The organism is Paenibacillus caseinilyticus (assembly GCF_027533645.1).
In the GTDB taxonomy this organism is placed as follows: domain Bacteria; phylum Bacillota; class Bacilli; order Paenibacillales; family NBRC-103111; genus Paenibacillus_G; species Paenibacillus_G caseinilyticus.
Genome location: NZ_JAQAGY010000007.1, coordinates 1 through 20,995, shown reverse-complemented (window position 1 = coordinate 20,995; position 20,995 = coordinate 1). Strand labels below are relative to the sequence as shown.

Genomic DNA, 20,995 nt, shown 5'->3' with positions numbered 1-20,995 from the left:
AAGGCCGCTTCCTTGGCAGACATTCTGCCAAGGAAGCGGCCTTGTTGTACCTCCGACCGGCGGCATCCAGACACCACGGACATGGGGTGAGAGACCCGGGAGGGGTCAGGTCAGGCAGCGATCAGTAAGCCGGGGCGGATTTCAACTGGCGGATGGCCTCACGGAATGCCACAATTTCCTCATACGTTTCGGTTTCTTTCGTAGCCACGCTGGTTTTGACGATGACGATGTTCTCCTTCTGGTTCACATAGATCGTCTGGCCGTAGATGCCGCTGGCAAAAATCTCGTTGGTGTTGAGACCGTCCGCGGGAATCCACCATTGATTCTTATAGAACGGCGCTCCCTCGCTGCCCGTATACGTTTCCTTTACCCAAGCTTCGGGAATGAGCTGTTTGCCGTTCCAATTCCCGTTATGCAGATACAGGCGGCCGAACTTGGCATAATCCCGCGATGTGGCGTTCAGATAGGCGAAGGTCATATCATCCCCGTGCAGGTCCGTATTCCAGAAGGCGTGACTCTCCATGCCGAGCGGCTTCCACAGCTTTTCCTCCAGATACTGCGACGGCTGCCGGCCTGTCGTTTTCTTGAGCAGCATCCCGAGCACCTGGGTGTCGGAGCCTTTGTAGACGAAGGTTCCCGGAGGGGCTGCGGAAGTGAGAGTCGTCATCTTCTTGTTGAACGATCGGCCTTCCACGAAGAGCTCCCGGTACCACTGGCTGATGTACGGCTCTTGGTACACGGGATAATCCACGCCGGAGGTCATGTTGAGAATATGTTTGATCGGCACGCCGTCATACCCCGAGCCCAACAAATCCGGCAGGTACTTCGTGATCGGATCTTCGATGCTGCCGATATATCCCTCGTCTATAGCGATACCGATGAGCGCCGAAGTGAACGATTTGGAGATCGACCAGGACGTAGCCAAGGAATCGCGGGTGTTGCCCCGAAAATACTTCTCGACCCAGAGCGTATCGTCGCTGAGCACCAGGAGGCTGGTCGTGCCGGTGCGCTCCAGCAGCTCCTGGAAGGACAGGGACTCCCCGCCGAACGTGTAATTGAACTCGGGAAGGGAACGCGGAGCCTGCTTGAATGTGTAGATTCCGCGCTTGTTCGGGTGAATCCGGTGGCTCGGGAATACCTTCTTCATAGAACGGAAGTTGCGTACGATCCGGTCCGGCTCGAACAAGGTGAGGAAGCGCGAAGGATGATAAGCAGCCGACTCAACGGATGTATCCTCCGTGTCGTCCTCCAGGGAGAGAACAGGGGCCGCAACGGATTCGGCGGTCAAGCGGGAGGGAGAGCCGTTATGATCCTGAACCGATGGGGCCTGCACTTCAGCGGAAGACAGGGCGTATGCCGAAGGCATCGTGCTTCCGGCAAGCAGGGCGCTGGCGGTCATAGGAATCGCTAACCGTTTCAAATGCCTCGATATCATGAAATATTCACCTCATATAGAATGAAATGTAAAAATAGTCCCATGCAAAAACAAACAAGACACCTTATTCTCATGTGCCTTGTCTCGGAAGCGGCCGGCTAGTGGAGCCGATATTGGAAATCAAACTCGGGCCTGTCATAGATTCATATCGGACACCAAATCGCGGGTCACTTGGATCACCAGCTCCGGCTGGTCATGGATTCAGATCAGAAATCAAATCGTAGATCGCTTGGATCACCAGCTCGGGCTGATCATGGATTCATATCGGAAATCAAATCGGGTATCACTTGGATCACAAGCTCGCTGGTTATGGGTGAAGCTCCGAAATCAAATCGCGGATCACTTGGATCACCAGTTCGGGCTGGTCATGGATCACGTAGTGGCCGCTCTTCTCGGCCACAATGAGGCGGCTGTTGGTCGAGATGGCGAGTGCCTCCCGCTGGCCGGTCTGCCAGCTCTGCTCGATCTCTTCATTCGCGGTTTGGCTGATGCCAAAGCGCGTAAGGTCCTGCCGGACGCCCCGTGCGATGACCCGGACGGGAAGATCGCCCAGATTCTGTCCGCGGATCGCATCCTCCGTGGTGTGCGCGAGGCTGCCTTCCTCGGATACGGCCTGGAAGTACTTGGGGGATGCGACGACATTGACAAACGTTGAACGGTCCTGCTTATCTACCCGTCCGGTCAGCAGGAAGTTCGGGAGGAGCCGGAAAGCGCCGGATTCCTTGAGCAGGATCGAGATGTTCGGAGAAGGATTGCTCTTCGGCTTCTCCCGGGCATAGATCGGTTCCGTACGGCGGGCGTCGTTCTCGGGCCTGGCGTCGATGAGGACCATCCCTGCGACTTCCTCCGGGTAGGTCTGGGCGAACAGCCGGGAATACATGCCTCCAAGGGAATGGCCGGCCAGGAGATACGGTCCCTTGATCCCCGCATTCTTCAATGCGGTGTGCAGCTCGCGGACGATGTTCTCCCCCGTTCGCGGATTCGGCGAAGCTTCGCTCCACGCATAGCCTGCCCGGTCATAAGCGACCACGGTGGCGAAGGAGCTCAGCTTCTCCGGAATTTCTCTCCAGGACAAGCTGCTTTCCCCGCTTCCCGATTCGAGCAGAATCGTGGGGGAGCCGCTGCCGAGCTTATGCAGATGGAGCCGGAAGCCCCCCGCATCCACCAGCTTGCCGGGGGGAGGGAAGTTCTCCCGTGCCCGCTTGGCGGCGGACCATTCGTATGTGGATCCAGAGATGAGGATGGCTAACAGGATAGACAGCACGGCGAAGACGATCTTCGTCCAGGTTCGTCTTAACGGCCGCTGATGTTCACTTTTATTCGTAGGTATCATCGGGAAACCTGTCCTTTCATGCTGGAGTAGTCATTCGCCCCCTTTGTTTATTTAATACACTGTACTAATACAAGAGCAATATAGCACACTGTATTCAAAAAAGCAAAGCGGTTATAATGGGGCTATGCCAAAAATTGTAGATCATAAAAAACAAAGACATCTGGTGGCCGAAGCGGCGCTGCGTTTGATCCACAAGTATGGACTCGAGCACGCTACGGTACGCAACATAGCTACGGAAGCGGGTCTGTCCGTAGGTTCCATGAGGCATTATTTCTCTACCCAGGCGGAACTGTTCGCCTTCTGCATGAACCTGTTCCGGAGCAGAATCGAGCGCCGGATCGGTCTCATGGATAACAAGGGGCCGGTTCTGCATGATGTGAAGGAGCTGCTTCTGCAGTTCCTGCCGGTGGATGAAGACCGGCGCAAGGAGATGGAGGTGTGGCTGTCCTTCAACGCCAAGACGCTGGTCCATCCGGAACTCAAAGCGCTCAGCGAAGAGATGCAGGACGAGCTCTTCCAGGCTTCCAAACTGGTGGTGCATACCCTCCAGGAGCACGGGCTCTCCAGGAGCGGACTCGACCCCGAACTCGAGACGGAGAAGCTCTATGCGCTTGTGGACGGGCTGGCCATACACCAGCTGCTGCGCCCCGGACGGTTGCCTGCCGACCGGATCGAACGCATCATCGACCAGCATTTGCAGCAGCTCTGCGGCGGCTTGTAAGCTATGGCCTGCGCGTCCAGGGTGATCGTCGCACCTACGCATTCAGGCGGCGGAGCCGGACCATTTTCAATCACAAAGGGGATGCATGCTATGTGCCGCAATATCAAAACCTTGTTTAACTTTGATCCTCCGGCAACGGAAGAGGAGATCCGCAGCGCCTCGCTTCAATTCGTCCGGAAAATCTCGGGGTTCCAAGAGCCATCCAAGGCCAATGCGGAAGCCTTCCGGCTCGCGGTGGACGAAGTGGCGGCGATCGCCGGGAAGCTCATGGACTCGCTGGTCACCCAAGCCGAACCCCGCAGCCGGGAAGTGGAGCTGGAGAAGGCCCGGGCCCGTTCCGCCAAGCGATTCGGAACTGGCGAGGACACTGCGAAGCTTAACTCAGCGGCAGCCCTGGACAGCGTGCACGTGCCAGAGTCCGATAGGGATGGCCGTTAGGACATGGGCGCTGCTCCTTTCCCTGTAAAAATTTACAAGCTCAACTGGAAATTACCCGCTGCACGGACCCGTCTAACATGATGCCTTCACATAATGCGTTCACTTCTATGCGGATCACCCGCGTATTGTTCCTGCCGAGTGGTCTTGTTAACCAGCGAGAATACTGTGATCAGACGATGACGAATAGACTTTGATATAGTATTCGCCTGTCTGGAAAGGGAGTGGAAGGATGGAGAACCATCGGAACGAAGTGACGCTGCCGTCACGCCGCATTCCTGTCTCTTATGATGTCGATGTGGTCGTGGTCGGAGGCGGCGCCTCGGGTATCGCAGCGGCGATCAGCGCCTCGAAGAACGGAGCGGACACTCTGCTCTTGGAGCAGAGAGGCTTCCTCGGCGGGATGGGTACCGTCTCGCTGGTGCCCGCTTTTTGTCCGTTCACGGACAAAGTGAAGCCGGTTGTCCGCGGGATCGGGCTGGAGCTTATGGAGCGGATGAAGTCGGCCTGCAGCGCAGAGTATCGGCAGATGTACGAACGGTCGCTGGACTGGGTGCCGATCGATCCGGAAGTGCTGAAGCGGGTGTATGACGACGCCGCAGCCGAGAGCGGAGTACGCCTCCTGTATCACACGGTGGTCAGCGAGGTGCTTCTCGCGGAGGACCGGAAGACCATCGAGGGCCTCGTCATCGTGAACAAATCAGGACGGTCGGCGGTCCGCTGCCGCTATGTGATCGATGCTACCGGAGATGCGGATCTTGCCGCGATGGCGGGTGTTCCGTTCCAGAAGGGAGGGGAAGAGGGAGAACTGCAGCCGGGGAGCATGTGTTATCTGCTTGCCAAAGTCGACCGACAGGCATTCCAGCGGTTCTTGGCGGAATCCGGCGATACCGCCCAGCTGCACCGTACCGTAGCGAAGGCCATCGCGGACGGCGTGCTGCCGGAAGGGCGTACCTCGGTCTCCGGGCTTGCCTGGCTGGACGATGATCTCGTCGGGGTCAACTTCGGCCATATTTTCGGTATTGACGGCACGAAGGCCGAGGATTTGACCCGCGGCGCCATCGAAGGACGCCGGCTGGCTGCGCGTCAGGTCGAGTTCTTCCGGACGCGTGTGCCGGGTTTCGGGAAAGCCCAGGTGGTGGCTACTGGAGAGCAGATCGGCATCCGGGAGACCCGCCGCATCCAAGGGGATTATGTGCTCACCGCCGAAGACTTCATGGGGGCGAGGTCTTTCCCGGATGATATCGCCCGCAATGCCTACTATATTGATATCCATATGGCGAACAGCAAAGGGGGCATGACGGTTACCCACCTGCCGCCGGGCCAGTCCCACGGCGTACCTTACCGCATTCTGCTTCCTGCCGGGATCGACAACCTGTGGGTACCCGGACGTGCGGCCTCTTCGGACCGCGTCGTGCAAGGCTCGCTGCGGGTGATGCCGAACTGCTTCGCCATGGGGCAGGCTTCCGGCACGGCTGCTGCCCTTGCCCTTAGCGCATCGGCTTCCTCGCGGAGCATTGAGGTTGCTGAGCTGCAGCGGCTGCTCGTGGAGCAGGGCGCGTGGCTGGGCGAACATGTTGGCGTATCCGCAGGTCTGCCCGGGGAAGCTGGTCACTGAGAGCGCTGTCACAAAACAGCGGATCGTTATTCTGCATAGTGGCTGACATGTACCAGGCTGCCACAAGACAGAAGCGCTGTTGTCCTTCCAAGGACGACAGCGCTTCATTTGGCTTCTATAGGTTTTCCTTAGGATGACCAGTGGAGCGGGCGGGTGAGAGAAGGCGGCAGCTTCGTGCCGGCATCGCCCTTCGCCGCGTTGAGCTGGGCCTGCGTGAGGAAGAGGCTGCCGGTAAGGTCCGCTCCTCGAAGATCCGCATCCCGGAAGTCCGCCCCAATGAGGTCGGCCGTTCGCAGATCGGCTCCGCGGAGGTCGGCCGCAATGAGATAAGCGCCCCGGAGGTTGGCGCACCGCAGATCGGCGCCTCTCAGCTTGGCACCGATGAGATCCGCTCCCCGGCCGTAGCTCTTCTGCCGGCCGGTGGGCCCCTTCTGCCGGCGGCGGGCATCCTCCCGCACAAGCTCGCTGGTCCGCAGAAGCAGCTCGTTGACCTCGGCCCGGTGACCGGCAGCGTCGAGCTCCAGCAAGGCGTCGGGGCCGAGATGCGTGAAGCGTTCCGTCTTGCCGAGCGCAAGGCGCAGCTCTTCGTGGATCGGACGTGCCGCCGGCAGCGTCAGCGCTTCGGACAGATACCACAGCAGTTCGTGGAGCTGCCGCATGATCGGGAATACCTCGAACATGGGCTTCGCGGTTTCGGGGGCCTGCCGCCAGTCGCGCCCGCCGTAGGTAACCTGCGAAACTTTTTGTCCGGCGCCGAAGCAGTCAAATACCGTGCAGCCGCGGAAACCGAGCCCTCTCAGATTGCTGTGAACTCCGCACCGGAAGTCCGTCCGCAGATTGGGACAGGGCTGTCCGGCGTCTTTATCTATGGCGAAGTCGGCCGTAGCGGCGAAGGGCAGCGCCACACAGCAGAGGCCGAAGCAGCTTTCGCAGTCCGAGTGCAGAGGAAGACGGTTTTCGGCCGCAGGGGCAGCCGAATCGATTTGAGGATCTTGCATCTAACGAATCTCCTTTCAGTATATCGGATGAGGATATAGAATGATGGGTCAAGCTTGAATTGACAATCCCTGTATGGTAGTACCGAATCCTGAATTTGTCAATCCTTTTCCCAGCCGCCGGGGCTGGGGGCTGCCGCTCTACTGTGCCCTCCAGCTTTTGCTTGAACAGGGGAGGGAGATATGATACGTTAATATTGTTTCGTACAAAACAATATTAATCCTATATTGTTTTTCTCAAAACAAAATAAGGGGGATGGATGTCAAGCACCGGCGGACCTGAGTCCTTCATCCGAGCCCAAAGGAGAGATACAAATGGATTATGAAGTGGTGATTGTCGGAGGCGGACCGGTCGGGATGCTGCTGGCTGCGGAGCTGGCCTTGGCGGAAGTTAGGGTCTGCGTGCTGGAACGCTTGAAGGAGACGACGCCGTATTCGCGCGCGCTCACCTTGCATCCCCGCAGCCTCGAGCTTCTGGATATGCGCGGCTGGAAGGCCGATTTGATGAATCTGGGGCAGCCTGTCCATACCGGCCATTTTGCGGCGCTCGAAACCCGGCTGGATTTCTCGGCCTTGGATTCCGCATCGAACTTCAGCCTCTTCATTCCGCAGCATGCCACGGAGCGGGTGCTGGAAGAGAAGGCGAGAGAACTGGGCGCGGACATCCGCCGGGGGGTGGAGGTGGTATCGGTACAACAGCATGAGCAGGGGATGGAGATTGGTGCCGTCAGCGCGGAGGGACCCTTCAGCCTCTCGGCCGCTTATGCGGTGGGAGCCGATGGGGCAGGAAGCCTCGTCCGCAAGCAGGCGGGGATCGCGTTCGAAGGGACGGGGGACACCCTGACCGCCATGCTGGGCGATGTGGTGCTGGCGGAGCGATCCGGCCCGGGCGTGTTGTCCCGCTATACCGAGCAGGGGCTGGCGATGATCGTGCCCTTGCCGGACGGCATGCACCGTGTAGTGGTGATCGACCCGGAGCGTACGGGCGTCCCCAAGGGGGAGCCGGTGACACTTGAGGAGCTGCGTGCCGCGCTCATCCGCATCCTCGGCAGCGATCTCGGCATGTGCCGGCCTTACTGGCTGTCCCGCTTCGGCAATGCGGCACGCCAGGCAGCGCAGTACCGGAGCCGGCGGCTCTTTTTGGCGGGCGATGCGGCGCATATTCATTTCCCTGCCGGCGGGCAGGGGTTGAACGTGGGCTTGCAGGAAGCGATGAATCTGGGCTGGAAGCTGGCTGCCGAACTACAGGGGCGGGCGCCGGCGTGGCTCCTCGACAGCTATCACGAGGAGCGCTTCCCGGTCAATACGGAACTGCTGCGCAACACCGGCGTGCAGACGATGCTGATGGGCTCCGAATTCTCGCCCCGCATGCAGGAACTGCGTTCCATGCTCTCCAGCCTTCTGCAGATCCCGGAGGCTAACGCGCAGCTTGCGGGCGGAATCTCGGCGTTCCATATCCGGTATGCGCCGGACCCTGCGGCAATGCCGCATGCCTTGAACGGCCGCCGGTTCACGGAGCTGAAGCTTCGGCTGGAGGACGGCACCCTGCGGATGGCTTACGAGCTGTTTCATCCGGGGCGCTTCGTCCTGCTCCATCTGGCTGCGGATGAGCGGCTGGAGCGCTTCGCGCAAGGATGGCGTGACCGTCATCTCCGGGTCGTGCGTGCCTCGGCCGCTGCGGCGGCGCCGGATTGGGACGGGGTCCATACGGCCTTGATCCGTCCGGACGGATATATCGCGTGGGCGGTATGCCGCTCGGCACCGGAGCCGTGGGAGGCGGTCAGGCAGGGATTGGCCCGCTGGTGCGGGGAACCGGTAACTGTATAACGATTGAGAACATTATAACTATATTGTTTTTCTCGAAACAAAATCAGCGATGCCGGAGGCTTGGTCCGCCTCCGGCGCAGGTTTTGGCAAAGGTACGTGGCAGCAGACGGACCGAGGCGGCTCCGGCAGACACAGCGAATGGTTTTCTACGAAACCATTATTGTATAATAGGGGGAGTGGCACAAGAAGGGGAGCGCAAGTCTATGCCGAAAAAAGAGCAATCCAAGCAGCGGGTATATCAGCTGTTCCTGCAGCTTCTCACTCAACAGGAGATGAGGGAGGGCACCTTTTCCGTCCGTTTCGAGGAAGAGAAGAGGAAGATGGAGACGGAACTGGGCTTCCAGCTTGATCTGAATTTATCCGAAATCCACCTGATCGCCTGCATCGGCGACTGCGGATCGGTCAATGTCACAGCCCTCTCGGAGAAGACCGGCCTGACGAAGGGATCGGTGACGCGGATCAGCAAAAAACTGCTGAAGCTGGAGCTGATTCTAAGACAACAGCTTCCGGATAACAAGAAGGAAGTATACTTCCGGTTAACGGACAGGGGAGCGCGGCTGCACGAAATCCACCGCCGGCTGCACCGGAAGATGGAAGAGAAGTTCCTGCGCTTTCTGGACAAATATACGCCCGAACAGCTGGCATTCTCCCGGGAACTGCTGCAGGATCTGCTCGAGTGGGATTATTAACTTCCTCCAAGTGATGGGGCTCCGGCTAAGTGGATCTCATCTAATCCCGGTGCCGGTACAAGCGTGTTCCAAGGGAATAGTATCGTATACTGCCCGGCTGTGTAGATTACATTAGGAAGGGATGGATAATTAATGTACACGTAAGCCTTGGCGCGTAACCTTGGATGGAGACTTCCCGCTTCAAGAGCAATCTTGATTCCATTGATATCTTGGAGGGCACAACATGACGAATCCGAACCGGAGTACACAGGTCTTAGACAGCGAGGCAGTACTTGGAGCTATGGAGCACACCCTGGCCATGATTGAATTCGATGCTCAAGGCAACGTGCTATGGGCGAACCGGAATTTTGCCGACGCCGTGGGGTATTCGGTCAGCGAGATCAAGGGAATGAAGCACCGTCAGTTCTGTACCAAGGACTACGCGGAGAGTCCGGAATATACAGTTCTTTGGAATAATTTGCGCCAAGGCATTCAATTTCAAGAGAAGATCCAGCGTCTGACCAAGGATAGCCGCCTGATCTGGCTTGAAGCGACCTATATGCCGGTATTCCAGGATGACCGGGTGACTGCGGTGCTTAAGGTGGCCACTGACATTAATTGATTTGATGCGGCTGAATCACATCCACCCTTCATGTTCTCTGTCCCATGGCTCCAGACCGAACACCTCGAACAACCCCAGCCAGCCCTGCTCCGTTACGGTTACAGCCCGCCCCTTAGGCTTTCTCTGGATCCAGCCCAGCTCGAAGAGCTTATGAGCCACGGCTTCTCCCAGCTTCCCGGCTACATGATACTTTCTCTCGCTCCAGTCCAGGCACTTCCTCGCGACGTGCCTTCTTCCGGTTGTCAACCGCCGGGTCTCCAGACCCCAAGCTCCGAATCCTTCCATCCCTTGGGGAGTCAAATGGAAATCGCCTTCCCTTGCTTCCAGCCAGCCGAGCGCGATCCAGTGTTCCGTCAGCGCAATCCCTACTTGTCCGGCCGAGCGGGAAGGGTCTGCGATCAGCGCTGCCACCTGGGCTATATCCGGATTCGATCCCATCGTATCACCTCTATCCTTGTTACCGTAATTATATACCATGGATCATTCGATGGACATCGAATCATATACGACTTTACATATAAGCGAATAGCTATATAATAATATACTGGTTGAGGTTCCTTCTCCAGGAGAGATCGTTGTACGTAGCGGGACACGATGGGCTGTATACCGGATGGATGCTGCAGCTGAATGGGCAGGGGGTACATATGGTTTATACTGCAAGTCTCATTTTTCTAATTACACTGGCTCTGGTCATATGGCAGCCCAAGGGCCTGAACATAGGCTGGTCTGCTATGGGCGGCGCTGTTCTTGCGCTGCTGCTGGGTGTGGTCAGCTTTGCGGATGTCAAAGATGTGACGCTCATTGTCTGGAATGCCACGCTTGCTTTTGTGGCGATTATCCTGATCTCTCTGCTATTGGACGAGATCGGCCTCTTCGAATGGTCGGCGCTGCATATGGCCCGGCTCGCCGGAGGGAACGGAGTATCGATGTTCGTGTATGTCATCCTCTTGGGCGCTGCGGTCTCCGGACTGTTCGCCAATGACGGCGCCGCCCTGATTCTCACCCCTATTGTGCTTGCGATGGTACGGGCCCTGCAATTCCAGGAACGGATGATCCTGCCCTTTATTATGGCTAGCGGGTTTATTGCCGATACCGCTTCGCTGCCGCTCGTCGTAAGCAACCTGGTCAATATCGTTTCGGCGGATTATTTTGATATCGGATTCGTCGAGTATGCCAGCCGTATGGTTGTGCCGAATTTCTTCTCCCTGGCCGCGAGTATTCTTGTGCTGTATTTATTTTTCCGCAGGGGAATCCCAAGGCAATATGATGTCGGGCAGCTGAAGCAGCCAAAGGAAGTGATCAAAGACCTCCGGCTGTTCCGTTTATCCTGGGTTATTCTCGGCGTTCTCCTTGCTGCGTATCTCATGAGCGAATTCACATCCCTCCCGGTCTCTATGGTCGCCGGGGTGGTGGCGGTCTTCTTCCTTCTGGCTGCCCGGCGGAGTCCGGCCATCGAAACGAAGCGGATTATCAAAGAAGCGCCTTGGGCCGTCGTTGTGTTCTCCATCGGGATGTATGTGGTCGTGTACGGACTTCGGAACGCCGGGTTAACGGATTATCTGGGCAGCCTCATTGAATCGGTCGCCGATCATGGATTGTTCGCGGCTGCGGCAGGCATGGGCTTCATCGCAGCCATCCTGTCGTCGATCATGAACAATATGCCTACGGTGATGATCAATGCCTTGGCCATCCAAGGAACGGCAACCGAGGGCGTCATCCGGGAAGCGCTGGTCTACGCTAACGTGATCGGGTGCGATCTTGGCCCCAAAATTACACCGATCGGCTCGCTGGCGACCTTGCTGTGGCTGCATGTGCTATCCCGCAAAGGGATTACGATCACCTGGGGCTACTATCTCAAGATCGGTATTCTGCTTACCCTTCCGACCCTGTTCATTACCTTATCGGGACTGTATCTGTGGCTCCGGCTCATTTCATAAAGTCCGTTCCAGCCTGAAGGGGAGCACACCTAAGAGGATTCTACAGGAAGAGCCGCTGCGGTACAGCGGCTCTTTGCCATACCTAAGAATTCATATCTCGCCAGGGCTCGAACCTGTCATCTTTATGGGGAGATGAGTTTATCTGCGATCACCACAGGGCAGCCTCGGTTTCTCATAACGAAATCACACGTTTTACTCAAATTAATCTATTTGTGGGCACGACAGCAGGATATGGACTTGAATGAATCAGTAATGGAGGCGACGATGATATGACAAACCTATGGAGACCTTTATCCATCGCTTTCTGTTGTGGATGTCTGCAGCTGCATGCTTCGCGGACAACCCGGTAGTTCGCAGCACCTTTACGGCCGACCCGGCGGCTTTGGTGTATAACAATACGGTGTATTTGTACACCGGACACGACGAGGCTTCCGCACCCGGCACAGGGTATGTCATGCGGGATTGGAAGGTCTACTCTTCCACGGACATGGTGAACTGGACGGATCGAGGTACGCCTATGGCTGTAAGCGCATTCAGTTGGGCGAAGAGAGATGCCTGGGCTGGCCAGGTCATCGAGCGCAACGGCAAATTCTATTGGTATATCTGCGCCGAGCATAAGACCCTTCCGGGCAAAGCCATCGGGGTAGCGGTATCAGACAGCCCGACAGGTCCGTTCCGGGATGCGCTCGGCCACGCCTTGATCACGAACAATATGACGAAGTTCTCGGGCAACTCCTGGGATGATATCGATCCGACCGTGTTTGTCGATGATAACGGGCAGGCCTACTTGTACTGGGGGAACACTGCCCTGATGTATGTCAAGCTCAACAGCGATATGATATCGTACAGCGGTTCCATTAATAATGTCCCCTTGACGCAAGCTTCGATCGGCCCTACGCAGTTTACCGAGGCGCCTTGGCTCCACAAGCGCAATGGACTCTACTACTTGTCGTACGCTTCCGGCTGGCCGGAGGCGATCTCTTACTCCACCAGCACGAGCCCGGCCGGCCCTTGGACGTATCGGGGGGTCATTATGGCGCCGACCGGCACAAGCGGAACGAACCACCAATCCATCATCGAATTTAAGGGTCAGCCGTATTCATTTATCATACGGGGGCACTGCCGACTGGAGGAGATTACAGACGGTCGGTGGCGGTCGAGAAGTTCTCGTACAACGCCGACGGCACCATTCCCACGCTGGTTCAGACCTCTACCGGCGTGAATGGGGAGAAGAAGCGGCTGCAGTCCTATAATTTCCAGAATATGTTCGTCCGGCATGCCAGCTTTGATGTCAAAATTGACGCGAACGTCTCGCCGGCGAACGACCAGTATTGGAAGATCGTTCCAGGACTTGCTAACGGAGGGTCGGAGTATGTGTCCTTCCAGTCCGTCTACTACCCCGGTTACTATCTCCGGCACTCCGATTATGACTTTGTGCTGGCCAAGGATGACGGCACGGCAGCCTTTAAGGCCGATGCGACGTTCAAGAAGGTTCCCGGTCTGAAGGATGCCGCCTGGTCCTCGTTCCAATCCTATAATTTCCCGGCCCGGTACATCCGGCACAGCGGCTATCTGTTGAAACTGGATCCCCTCAGCACCGATCAGGACAAACAGGATGCAACCTTTAAGATTGTGAATTAGGCGTAAGTGTCGAAGGAGCAGGCTGCCACCACGGCACCTGCTCCTCTTCTGCGAATAAACCGCCATAAGGATGAATGGATACTGCGGCCAAGGCGGTTCAATCCCCATGCCGAAACCCAAAGTGGTGAAAACCAAGGAAGCGGCTCTTGCCCGTTAACTCAGCAGCCGGAAGATCTTCTGGCCTTTCGCCCGGTTGGTGCTGAACACGGCGATCGTCCGCTTCGCATCCGGATGATGCAACGGCACGCTGACTAACCGGTCGGTAGGCAGCTGTGCAAGGTAGGGCTCAGGCAGCACGGTGAGTCCCCCGCCATTGCCCACATAACCGAGGATAACTTCTTTGAAGTTAACCTCGGTTTTTATATGCATAGGATAATTCACCGCTGCGAATAAATCCGTCAATTTGGCGCGGATCGTACATCCTTCCGCGTACAGGACGAGGGGCTGGCTGCTTAATTCAGCCAGGGTAACAGCCGGTTTGGCTGCGAATGGATGATCTGTGCGCATTACCACCAATAAAGGCTCCTGATGCAGATCACCCATCCATATCGATGGATGCATGGAGATTCGTTCGGCAACGAGCACATCCACCTCTCCATTCAACAGCATCTTGTAGATCTCAGGTGTGGATTGCCGGCATACCAACTCCACTTCATGGCCATGTTCTTCTAATTTGTGCAGCGAAGCGAGTAGATACTGGGAAGCAATATCCGGAATCGTTCCAATTCGAATATGCCGCCATCCCTTATAGGGCTCAAGAGACCTTGTTAGTACAGCCAGCTGATCGAGCAGGAGCTGGGAGGAGTCGTACAAGACCTTCCCGGCATCGGTCAATTCAACGCCTTGCGAGGAACGGGCAAACAGCTGGACATCAAACTGCTGCTCCAAGCTTCGGAGCTGTTTGCTGAGCGCGGTATGCGAGATATGCAGAGCCTCGCTTGCTTTGGAGATGCTTTTGGTCCGGGCCGTTTCCATAAATCCCTTCAAAAATTCCGTATTCACGCGATCACTCTCATCCCCCGTATGGTCGTATGGTAGTTATCATATAGTGGGAGAAGTGGAAGCACAAGAAATAATCTCCTGACCGGATCTCAGCCCAAGGATGCCGCATGGCCGGTTTCTCCCGTTCCGTTGAATGGGTACCCTGCAGACCGACTGTTCGCGGGAGTAATCCCGCCGGATTTCCGCGGTGTGAATAGAAGGCAATAAGGCGTATGTTGTCGAATAACTCATATATCACACAGTTTAGGAGCGACAACGCAATGACTTTAATTCGAACTTTCACAGAAGGCGACGAAATCATCGGATTTTATTTGCTGAAGAAAGCGGATATCAAGCAAACGAATTCGACAAATCCGAAAGATTACTTTGACTTTGTCTTGGCTGATCGCAGTGGCGAAATTCCAGCGAAGCTCTGGGATGTTTCTCCTGCAGATAAAGAGACCTACTTCCCGATGATGTTGGTGAAGGTACACGGACTTATTCAAATGTATCGCGAAAAGCCTCAGATGAAGATTAATCGAATTCGGAAGGTTACGGAAGAGGACGGGTATACGCTGACGGACTTTATCAGATCAGCACCGGTTCAACCGGTGGATCTAGTACATATCATCAAACAAACGGCCTCAAGTATTCAAGATAGCGAATATCGAAACGTCGTCGAGTTCTGTATCTCCAAGGTAGAAGAAAGGCTTCTGCATTATCCGGCGGCGAAGGGTATGCATCATGCTTACTATGCGGGGCTGGCTTATCATATTTGCCGGATGCTTGAACTCGGTGAATTTGTGGCCAAGCAGCGTCCTTTCCTGAATCTTGATCTGATCAAAGCCGGGATTATCCTTCACGATATAGCGAAGCCTGAGGAGATGAATGCAGAGCTCGGGATTGTAACGGATTATAGCTTTAAAGGAAAGCTGCTGGGGCATATTTCGCTTGCGGCAAACTGGATTATGGAAGGGGCTATCGCTCTGGGGATGGATATCTCGAGTGAGAAAGTCGTTATACTCCAGCACTTGGTTCTTTCCCATCACAATCTCGGCGAATGGGGAAGCCCGGTGCAGCCGCAAATACCCGAGGCTGTTGCGCTGCATTATATCGATACGCTGGATGCAAAGCTTCAGGCTGTTGAGGATGCGCTCGATTCGATGCCTGATTCGGAAGAGTGGACGCAGCCTCTGAGGATTATGGAGAATAAACAAATATACAGGATGAGAGAATAAAACAACTGTTTAACGAACGTAGGTTCTGATATAATAAAGCAATAAATGGAAAGCGAAAGGAAGCTGTTATGAACGCAATCGAAGCTATTGTTCACAATTTGAGTGAAGTCCGGCGCAGAAGCATCAAGATTTGGGAGAGCATCCCTGACGAATTTTTGGACTGGAGACCGGATTCGGAGGCGATGAGCATGAAAGAGATGATCCGCCATGTCCTGGATAGTGAACACTATTACCACCTTGCCCTGCTGAATGAAGGAAGTCTGAGTGCCTATGAATCCCCGTACGAGACGCGTGCTTTTACAACGCTTCAAGAGGAGCTCCGCTTTTCAGAAAAGTATCGCAATGCCTTCATGAATACGGTAACATCATACGCACAAGAGGATCTAACGCGAATTCAGATCGATCGAAGCGACGTCGGGTACATCCGATCGTTAGGCGATATGCTTATGAGAATTGCATACCATGAAGCCGTCCACTCAGGCCAGCTTCTAGATTATTTGAGAACAGCCGGATTGGAGCGGCCAAGGGTTTGGGATTGAAGGTAATGAACAACCCGAAGGAGAGTGCGGCTTGTGAGCGAAACCTGTGTTCCGACCGGTGTGAAGCTTCAAGATACGGGCTTCGGATATACGCTGTCCGTACTGGACGGCAAATATAAAATGATCATTTTGTATTGGCTGTCTGAACATAAGGTGATGCGGTTTAATGAATTGAAGCGAAGCATCGGCACCATCCCCTTTAAGACGCTGAGCATCATGTTAAAAGAGCTGGAAGCAGATGGCCTGATCCTGCGCGAGGAGTTTCCGCAAGTCCCTCCGAAGGTGGAGTATTCTTTGACGGAACGCGGTCTTACTCTCATTCCATTGCTGCATCTGATGTGCGAGTGGGGAGAGAAAAACGGCGTACCGGCTCTGGCGCCCGTGCAGGGGTAGGCCCAGCGGTTTGGTTTTATATCCCCGAGTTTGGTTTTACGTCCCATACAAGTGCCTCTTAACCAAAAGAAGTATCTCCTACCCAAGGAGATACTTCTTTTTATATAGCTATGGAATGGAAGCTGCCGATTACAGGCTGCCCAGAAACGCCAAATAGTGTTGAACGCTTGTTTCTAATTCGCTTGCAAGCGCCCCGTTCTCGGCACCGGGCACATTCTCCCCCGGCTCTTTCTCTTGACCATAATACGCATAGAACGAACGATAATCCGCGTGGCAGTAGAGGAAGGTCGTTTCAAAAGGAGATAATAAATGCCGGAGCGTATAGCGGTATCTTCCCTCTGCACTATAATCTTCTTTACTAATCCCCGCAGATACAGCCAGAGCCACTTTGCGGTTTTTTAATTTATCGCCTCCTTTAGAGCCATAAGCCCAGCCGTATGCCAGCACCTCGTCAAGCCATGTTTTGAGGAGAGGAGGACAATTGAACCAAAAGATAGGGAACTGCAGCACAAGGCTGCTATGCGATTCAATAAGCTGCTGTTCTTTGACCGCATCGATCGTTCCGTCCGGGTAAGCCTTATGCAGTTCGTGGACGGTATACTTTTCCGGGTATGCTCTGAGTTCTTCTACCCATCGTTTATTGATAACGGATGTCTCCATGCTCGGATGTGTGACGATAACAAGGGTTTTCAACGGTGCGGGCCTCCTTCGGTATGATCTTCTCCTTGAGTATATAGCGATCACCACTGATCAGGTAAGTATGCACCTTTATTACAGGTACTTACCTCTTGGTGAGTGTCACGCTGTACGACCCGATATCATACCGCCAGCCCGCTCAACGCTAACGTGAGATGGAGTCAATCCTTGGAATAACGATAACGGCTGTTGGCATAGGCGCGTTGACCGGCACGCATAGACTTCGGCTTGGCATTCACAAGGAGGATACTGGCAAGAATCAGAACCAATCCCGCGAGCAGATGATACGACACGGTCTCCCCCAGGAAGAGGACGCTGATCACCAGCGCAGTGAGCGGGATCAGAAAGGTAAAGGAGCCCACCTTGCTTGCTTCGCCCGATGCGACAAGACGAAAGAAGACGAGCCAGCCAAGGGCCGTGACGAAGATCGAAATAAACAGAAGGGTTGAAAGAAACGGCACATTCCATGCGATATCGTGCCAGCTTTCAGCGGAAGAGCCCAGAATGAGCAGGAAGGCTCCGCCGATGAACATCTGAAGCGCAATCCCCCAGAGCGCATCTACCTGGGAAGCCGTCCTCTTCATATAGAGTGTACCTAACGCCCAGCTAACCGCGCTGCCTATGCCTAGCAGGACACCGGCCGTGGAGAAGGAGCCCGATTGACCATGGAAGGAGATGGCCGCGACGCCTAGAAACCCGAGAACAAGGCCGATGATCTTCATGGGGAACATATCCTCTCCCAGCCAGATCCAAGCCCCGATCCCAAGCAGCACAGGCTGCAGGAACACAATGGCCGAGAACATGCCGGCCGGCAGCACATTCAAGCCGTACGTTTGCAGCACATAAAACAAAATAACATTCAGCAGGGAAGATAGGAGATAGATGTGCCATGTTGCCTGCAAACGGAGCTTCTTATAATGCGGAAGGGCAAACAGAACAAGGAGCACTCCACCCATGAAGATTCTAAGACCAGCAAAGAGCAAGGGAGGGGAGAAGCCCAGTGCATATTTGGATAACGGCCAATTCACTCCCCATACCGTGACGAGAAACAAGAGATAAAGGGCAGTGCGCATACGTGATAATGGTTGGTGTTCCATCCTCATTCACTCCAGTTGTTGTTGAATTGTTCTCATGATACAATATCAACTGGAATAAATAAAATGCATGTTTATCATAGGGGGTATAACGCAACTGTTATGACACCATCCCAACTTTCACTGTTCGTCAAAATTGCAGAAAACGGCAGCTTCACCAGAGCCGGGCAGGAGCTCAATATGACCCAGCCTGCCGTCAGCCGTGCCATCTCGACGCTGGAATCCGAGCTTGGGGTCACCCTCCTTCTTCGCGACAGGAAGAAAGGGATGATTCTTACGGACATCGGCCGGCGTCTGCTCGTTCTCTTCCGGGAGATTCTGAATGGTTATGAGAAGGTCGAGCAGGAGGTGACCGCAGAGAAGGGCGGGGAAATCGGGACGGTCCGCGTTGGATCTTTCCCCATCATCAGCACGAATTTCCTGCCGGCCATTCTGCGGGTGATGGGAGAGCGATATCCCGGGGTACAATTTGAACTCTATGAGGGGACCATTACCGAGATCAAAGAATGGTTGACCTCCCGCATGATTGATATCGGTTGGATTATTCCGCCGAACGATGAATTTAGCATCATCCCATTTTACGAAGATCCCTTGTGCCTGCTGATTCGGGACGATCACGCTCTGGCGGACCTTCCTCAGGTGCATATCGCCGATTTGAGCGGGGAGCCCATGATTCTTTGCAAGGGCGGCTTCGAAACGCCGATCTATGAGCTGTTCGAGCAGCATGGGGCCGACCTGCGGACCAAGTACGATGTTCATAACATCAATACGGCTCTGAGCATGATCCAGGAGGGGCTGGGCATATCGATCGTATCCCGGATCTCCCTGACCTTATCGACGCTGCCGCGGAGTGTTCGTATGCGTACGCTGGAGCCGCAGCCGGTCAGACAAATCAACTTGGCGGTTCCCTCGATAAGCGAGGCTTCCATTGCCGTTAAGCTGTTCATTCAGACGGCCAAGGAGCTTTATCTAAAGTAAAAGCACCCGGATGACAAAAAAGCAGAAGCCGGCTCTGTTATTCCTCAGGCTCCAGCGGAAACCAGCCAGCCTGGGGTTTGGATAATATACTTCCATAGCGAATGGGCGCCGGGCTTACCTCCCGAAATACCGCTTCAACAACTCCTTGTAACGCGCAGGGGTAACATTCTCCTTGGTTACGATGCCATCCTGCCACTGCGTAAACGAAGTGTGAGTAAGAGTGATATTGCCGCGATCGGTCAGTCTGGTGATTAACGGATCTTTATTAAAAGGGGAATCCGGGTGTTCTGCGATGATGGTTTGGACGTCATTGCATTCCAATAGGCCGGTCAGCGGGGTATGGGAATAAAAAGCGTATCCGGTCTTCCACTCGGTGTCTTTATGCTTCAATTTCATTTGGAGAACATGGTCGCCATGCTCGCTGTTTTCTCTCCGAATCCGGAATTCGCCATTGCTGGAGCTAACGGTTTCGCCTGATAAGGGGACAGGGAGTAAAGGTAAATTCCCTCCAAAGCCCGAATCGACGATATAGGTTTGTTCCTTGTGCGTGAGAAGAATGGTGATATGAGTTCTCCCCGAGGCGGGATACGCCTGAAGCTGATGGCTATAGACAATCCCCCGCGTTAGGACGACATCGAACCCATTGTCAAGTAAGAAGAGATAGAGAAGCGGGTTGATTTCGTAACAAAGCCCGCCTTCCCGGCGGACTAAGATCTTGTCGACCAGATGTTCTTTGGTAATCGCGCTGGTTGTACCGCCGATAATACATAAATTTTCAAAAGGAATGGTCTTGGCCATTCGGGACAGTACCTGATTCAAGTCTTCGAAATGTATCGTTCCGTTCACCGGAAGATCCAGTCTCCGGCGAAATAAAGCGCTCAGCTCACTCATAAATCATACCTCCTCATTCGTATTGGCGGCCATTGATCCGTTCTTTTATGATAGGGCGGAATGGCGGCGCGAACAAGGACGGATTCGAACAACTGTACCGTTACAGTCTGCTTACTCATGTACAATGAAGGGAGATGAAGGTAGATGGGAAGTGGGGGGCCGTATGAATAAATATATGTCTATCGTTGCCGGTATCGAGGAGAGCATCGCGGAAGGACAATACCGTCCGGGCCACAAGCTGCCTTCCATCCGCAGCGCCGCGCAGCAGTACGGATGCAGCATCAGTACGGTCATCCATGCCTACGGGGAGCTCGAAAAGCGGCACGTCATTTACTCGATCCCGCAAAGCGGGTATTACGTAGTCGAGAGACCGATGTATGATCCGGTTCCGGGCGAAAGCGGCACCATTGACTTCGCTTCGGTGCTGCCGGATGTTGAGGTGTTTCCTTATCTGGATTTCCAGCATTGCCTGAACAAGGCGATCGATCGATATAAACACCAACTCTTCACCTATGGGGATGCGTTAGGGCTGGAGTCGCTGCGCCATACCCTTGCTTCCCATCTGGCCGGGTATCAGGTATTCGCGAAGGCGGAACGGATTGTTGTGACTTCGGGCGTGCAGCCGGCGCTGGAACGATTGGCGAGAATGCCGTTTCCGAATAACCACTCGGTCATCCTGGTCGAACAGCCGGGCTATGATATGTATTTGCGGTTTCTCGAGAAAGAGGGCATACCGGTTCGCGGCATCACCCGTACGGTGAACGGGGTGGATCTGCAGGAGCTGGAAGAGGAGTTCAGATCAGGCGGGATCAAATTCTTTTATACGATGCCACTAGCGTTGCATAAATAAATTCAGAATATTGAGATTTAAGAGACAACAAAAAAAATCCTTTATAATGGAATGGTCAGGTAGTTACTGTCCAAAATCCACTAAAAAGGATCCTCTCATGGAC

At 54.9% G+C, this 20,995-nt stretch carries 21 protein-coding genes and 1 pseudogene; 14 read left to right on the top strand and 8 right to left on the bottom strand.

Annotated features, from left to right (window positions below):
* Window positions 1–121: 121 nt before the first annotated feature.
* Window positions 122–1,435 (bottom strand): serine hydrolase domain-containing protein, encoded by a 1,314-nt coding sequence (locus O9H32_RS12460; RefSeq protein ID WP_269866425.1) that lies wholly within the window; start codon window positions 1,433–1,435, stop codon window positions 122–124.
* Between the two features lie 307 nt (window positions 1,436–1,742).
* Window positions 1,743–2,768, bottom strand: coding sequence for an alpha/beta fold hydrolase (locus tag O9H32_RS12455; RefSeq protein WP_269866424.1), 1,026 nt, complete (start codon window positions 2,766–2,768; stop codon window positions 1,743–1,745).
* Between the two features lie 124 nt (window positions 2,769–2,892).
* Between O9H32_RS12455 and O9H32_RS12450 the strand changes: the two genes are divergently transcribed.
* The 3 genes from O9H32_RS12450 (at window position 2,893) to O9H32_RS12440 (ending at window position 5,542) form a co-directional block, all read left to right on the top strand.
* Window positions 2,893–3,489, top strand: coding sequence for a TetR/AcrR family transcriptional regulator (locus tag O9H32_RS12450; protein ID WP_269866423.1), 597 nt, complete (start codon window positions 2,893–2,895; stop codon window positions 3,487–3,489).
* 90 nt (window positions 3,490–3,579) lie between these two features.
* On the top strand, window positions 3,580–3,927 hold the full coding sequence (locus O9H32_RS12445) for a DUF2277 domain-containing protein (RefSeq protein WP_269866614.1): 348 nt from the start codon (window positions 3,580–3,582) through the stop codon (window positions 3,925–3,927).
* Between the two features lie 229 nt (window positions 3,928–4,156).
* Window positions 4,157–5,542 carry an FAD-dependent oxidoreductase gene (locus O9H32_RS12440; protein WP_269866422.1) on the top strand — a complete coding sequence of 462 codons (1,386 nt, stop codon included), beginning with the start codon at window positions 4,157–4,159 and terminating at the stop codon, window positions 5,540–5,542.
* A gap of 128 nt (window positions 5,543–5,670) precedes the next feature.
* Here the strand turns inward: O9H32_RS12440 and O9H32_RS12435 are convergent, their stop codons facing one another.
* The gene (locus O9H32_RS12435) at window positions 5,671–6,540 is read right to left on the bottom strand and encodes a pentapeptide repeat-containing protein (RefSeq protein ID WP_269866421.1); all 870 of its coding nucleotides are present in this window, start codon (window positions 6,538–6,540) and stop codon (window positions 5,671–5,673) included.
* Between the two features lie 312 nt (window positions 6,541–6,852).
* Here O9H32_RS12435 and O9H32_RS12430 point away from each other — a divergent pair, with 312 nt between their 5' ends.
* The 3 genes from O9H32_RS12430 (at window position 6,853) to O9H32_RS12420 (ending at window position 9,654) form a co-directional block, all read left to right on the top strand.
* Window positions 6,853–8,364 carry a monooxygenase gene (locus O9H32_RS12430; protein ID WP_269866420.1) on the top strand — a complete coding sequence of 504 codons (1,512 nt, stop codon included), beginning with the start codon at window positions 6,853–6,855 and terminating at the stop codon, window positions 8,362–8,364.
* Between the two features lie 203 nt (window positions 8,365–8,567).
* Window positions 8,568–9,053 carry a MarR family transcriptional regulator gene (locus tag O9H32_RS12425; protein ID WP_269866419.1) on the top strand — a complete coding sequence of 162 codons (486 nt, stop codon included), beginning with the start codon at window positions 8,568–8,570 and terminating at the stop codon, window positions 9,051–9,053.
* 223 nt (window positions 9,054–9,276) lie between these two features.
* On the top strand, window positions 9,277–9,654 hold the full coding sequence (locus O9H32_RS12420; RefSeq protein ID WP_269866418.1) for a PAS domain S-box protein: 378 nt from the start codon (window positions 9,277–9,279) through the stop codon (window positions 9,652–9,654).
* Between the two features lie 15 nt (window positions 9,655–9,669).
* Here O9H32_RS12420 and O9H32_RS12415 read toward each other — a convergent pair whose 3' ends face one another.
* Window positions 9,670–10,092, bottom strand: a complete 423-nt coding sequence (locus O9H32_RS12415) for a hypothetical protein (RefSeq protein ID WP_269866417.1) — start codon at window positions 10,090–10,092, stop codon at window positions 9,670–9,672.
* A gap of 206 nt (window positions 10,093–10,298) precedes the next feature.
* On the opposite strand from O9H32_RS12415, the gene O9H32_RS12410 reads away from it, so the two are divergent.
* The 3 genes from O9H32_RS12410 to O9H32_RS12400 all read left to right on the top strand — a co-directional run bounded on the left by O9H32_RS12410 (window position 10,299) and on the right by O9H32_RS12400 (window position 13,232).
* A complete protein-coding gene (locus O9H32_RS12410) occupies window positions 10,299–11,591 on the top strand; it encodes an arsenic transporter (protein WP_269866613.1) in 1,293 nt (430 codons plus the stop codon).
* A 280-nt stretch (window positions 11,592–11,871) separates the two neighbouring features.
* Entirely contained in the window at window positions 11,872–12,813 is a 942-nt protein-coding gene (locus O9H32_RS12405; RefSeq protein ID WP_269866416.1) for a glycoside hydrolase family 43 protein, read from the top strand.
* Complete coding sequence (locus O9H32_RS12400) at window positions 12,741–13,232, top strand: AbfB domain-containing protein (protein ID WP_269866415.1); 492 nt, start codon at window positions 12,741–12,743, stop codon at window positions 13,230–13,232. Before O9H32_RS12405 ends, O9H32_RS12400 begins: the two co-directional genes overlap by 73 nt.
* Window positions 13,233–13,385: 153 nt before the next feature.
* On the opposite strand, the gene O9H32_RS12395 is transcribed toward O9H32_RS12400, so the two are convergent.
* Window positions 13,386–14,234, bottom strand: coding sequence for a LysR family transcriptional regulator (locus O9H32_RS12395; protein ID WP_269866414.1), 849 nt, complete (start codon window positions 14,232–14,234; stop codon window positions 13,386–13,388).
* Between the two features lie 260 nt (window positions 14,235–14,494).
* Here O9H32_RS12395 and O9H32_RS12390 point away from each other — a divergent pair, with 260 nt between their 5' ends.
* The 3 genes from O9H32_RS12390 to O9H32_RS12380 all read left to right on the top strand — a co-directional run bounded on the left by O9H32_RS12390 (window position 14,495) and on the right by O9H32_RS12380 (window position 16,383).
* Window positions 14,495–15,451 (top strand): 3'-5' exoribonuclease YhaM family protein, encoded by a 957-nt coding sequence (locus O9H32_RS12390; RefSeq protein ID WP_269866413.1) that lies wholly within the window; start codon window positions 14,495–14,497, stop codon window positions 15,449–15,451.
* Window positions 15,452–15,519: 68 nt separating this feature from the next.
* On the top strand, window positions 15,520–15,990 hold the full coding sequence (locus O9H32_RS12385) for a DinB family protein (protein WP_269866412.1): 471 nt from the start codon (window positions 15,520–15,522) through the stop codon (window positions 15,988–15,990).
* A 33-nt stretch (window positions 15,991–16,023) separates the two neighbouring features.
* Window positions 16,024–16,383, top strand: a complete 360-nt coding sequence (locus O9H32_RS12380) for a winged helix-turn-helix transcriptional regulator (RefSeq protein WP_269866411.1) — start codon at window positions 16,024–16,026, stop codon at window positions 16,381–16,383.
* Window positions 16,384–16,512: 129 nt separating this feature from the next.
* Here the strand turns inward: O9H32_RS12380 and O9H32_RS12375 are convergent, their stop codons facing one another.
* On the bottom strand, window positions 16,513–17,076 hold the full coding sequence (locus O9H32_RS12375) for an NAD(P)H-dependent oxidoreductase (RefSeq protein WP_269866410.1): 564 nt from the start codon (window positions 17,074–17,076) through the stop codon (window positions 16,513–16,515).
* Window positions 17,077–17,240: 164 nt separating this feature from the next.
* Window positions 17,241–18,176: a DMT family transporter gene (locus O9H32_RS12370; RefSeq protein WP_269866409.1), complete on the bottom strand. Its 936-nt coding sequence runs from the start codon at window positions 18,174–18,176 to the stop codon at window positions 17,241–17,243.
* A 99-nt stretch (window positions 18,177–18,275) separates the two neighbouring features.
* Between O9H32_RS12370 and O9H32_RS12365 the strand changes: the two genes are divergently transcribed.
* Window positions 18,276–19,151, top strand: coding sequence for a LysR family transcriptional regulator (locus O9H32_RS12365; RefSeq protein WP_269866408.1), 876 nt, complete (start codon window positions 18,276–18,278; stop codon window positions 19,149–19,151).
* Window positions 19,152–19,265: 114 nt separating this feature from the next.
* Here O9H32_RS12365 and O9H32_RS12360 read toward each other — a convergent pair whose 3' ends face one another.
* Window positions 19,266–20,042: an arylamine N-acetyltransferase family protein gene (locus tag O9H32_RS12360; protein WP_269866407.1), complete on the bottom strand. Its 777-nt coding sequence runs from the start codon at window positions 20,040–20,042 to the stop codon at window positions 19,266–19,268.
* A gap of 163 nt (window positions 20,043–20,205) precedes the next feature.
* On the opposite strand from O9H32_RS12360, the pseudogene O9H32_RS12355 reads away from it, so the two are divergent.
* A pseudogene (locus O9H32_RS12355) lies at window positions 20,206–20,871 on the top strand (aminotransferase-like domain-containing protein); the annotation flags it as partial.
* Window positions 20,872–20,995: the final 124 nt, after the last annotated feature.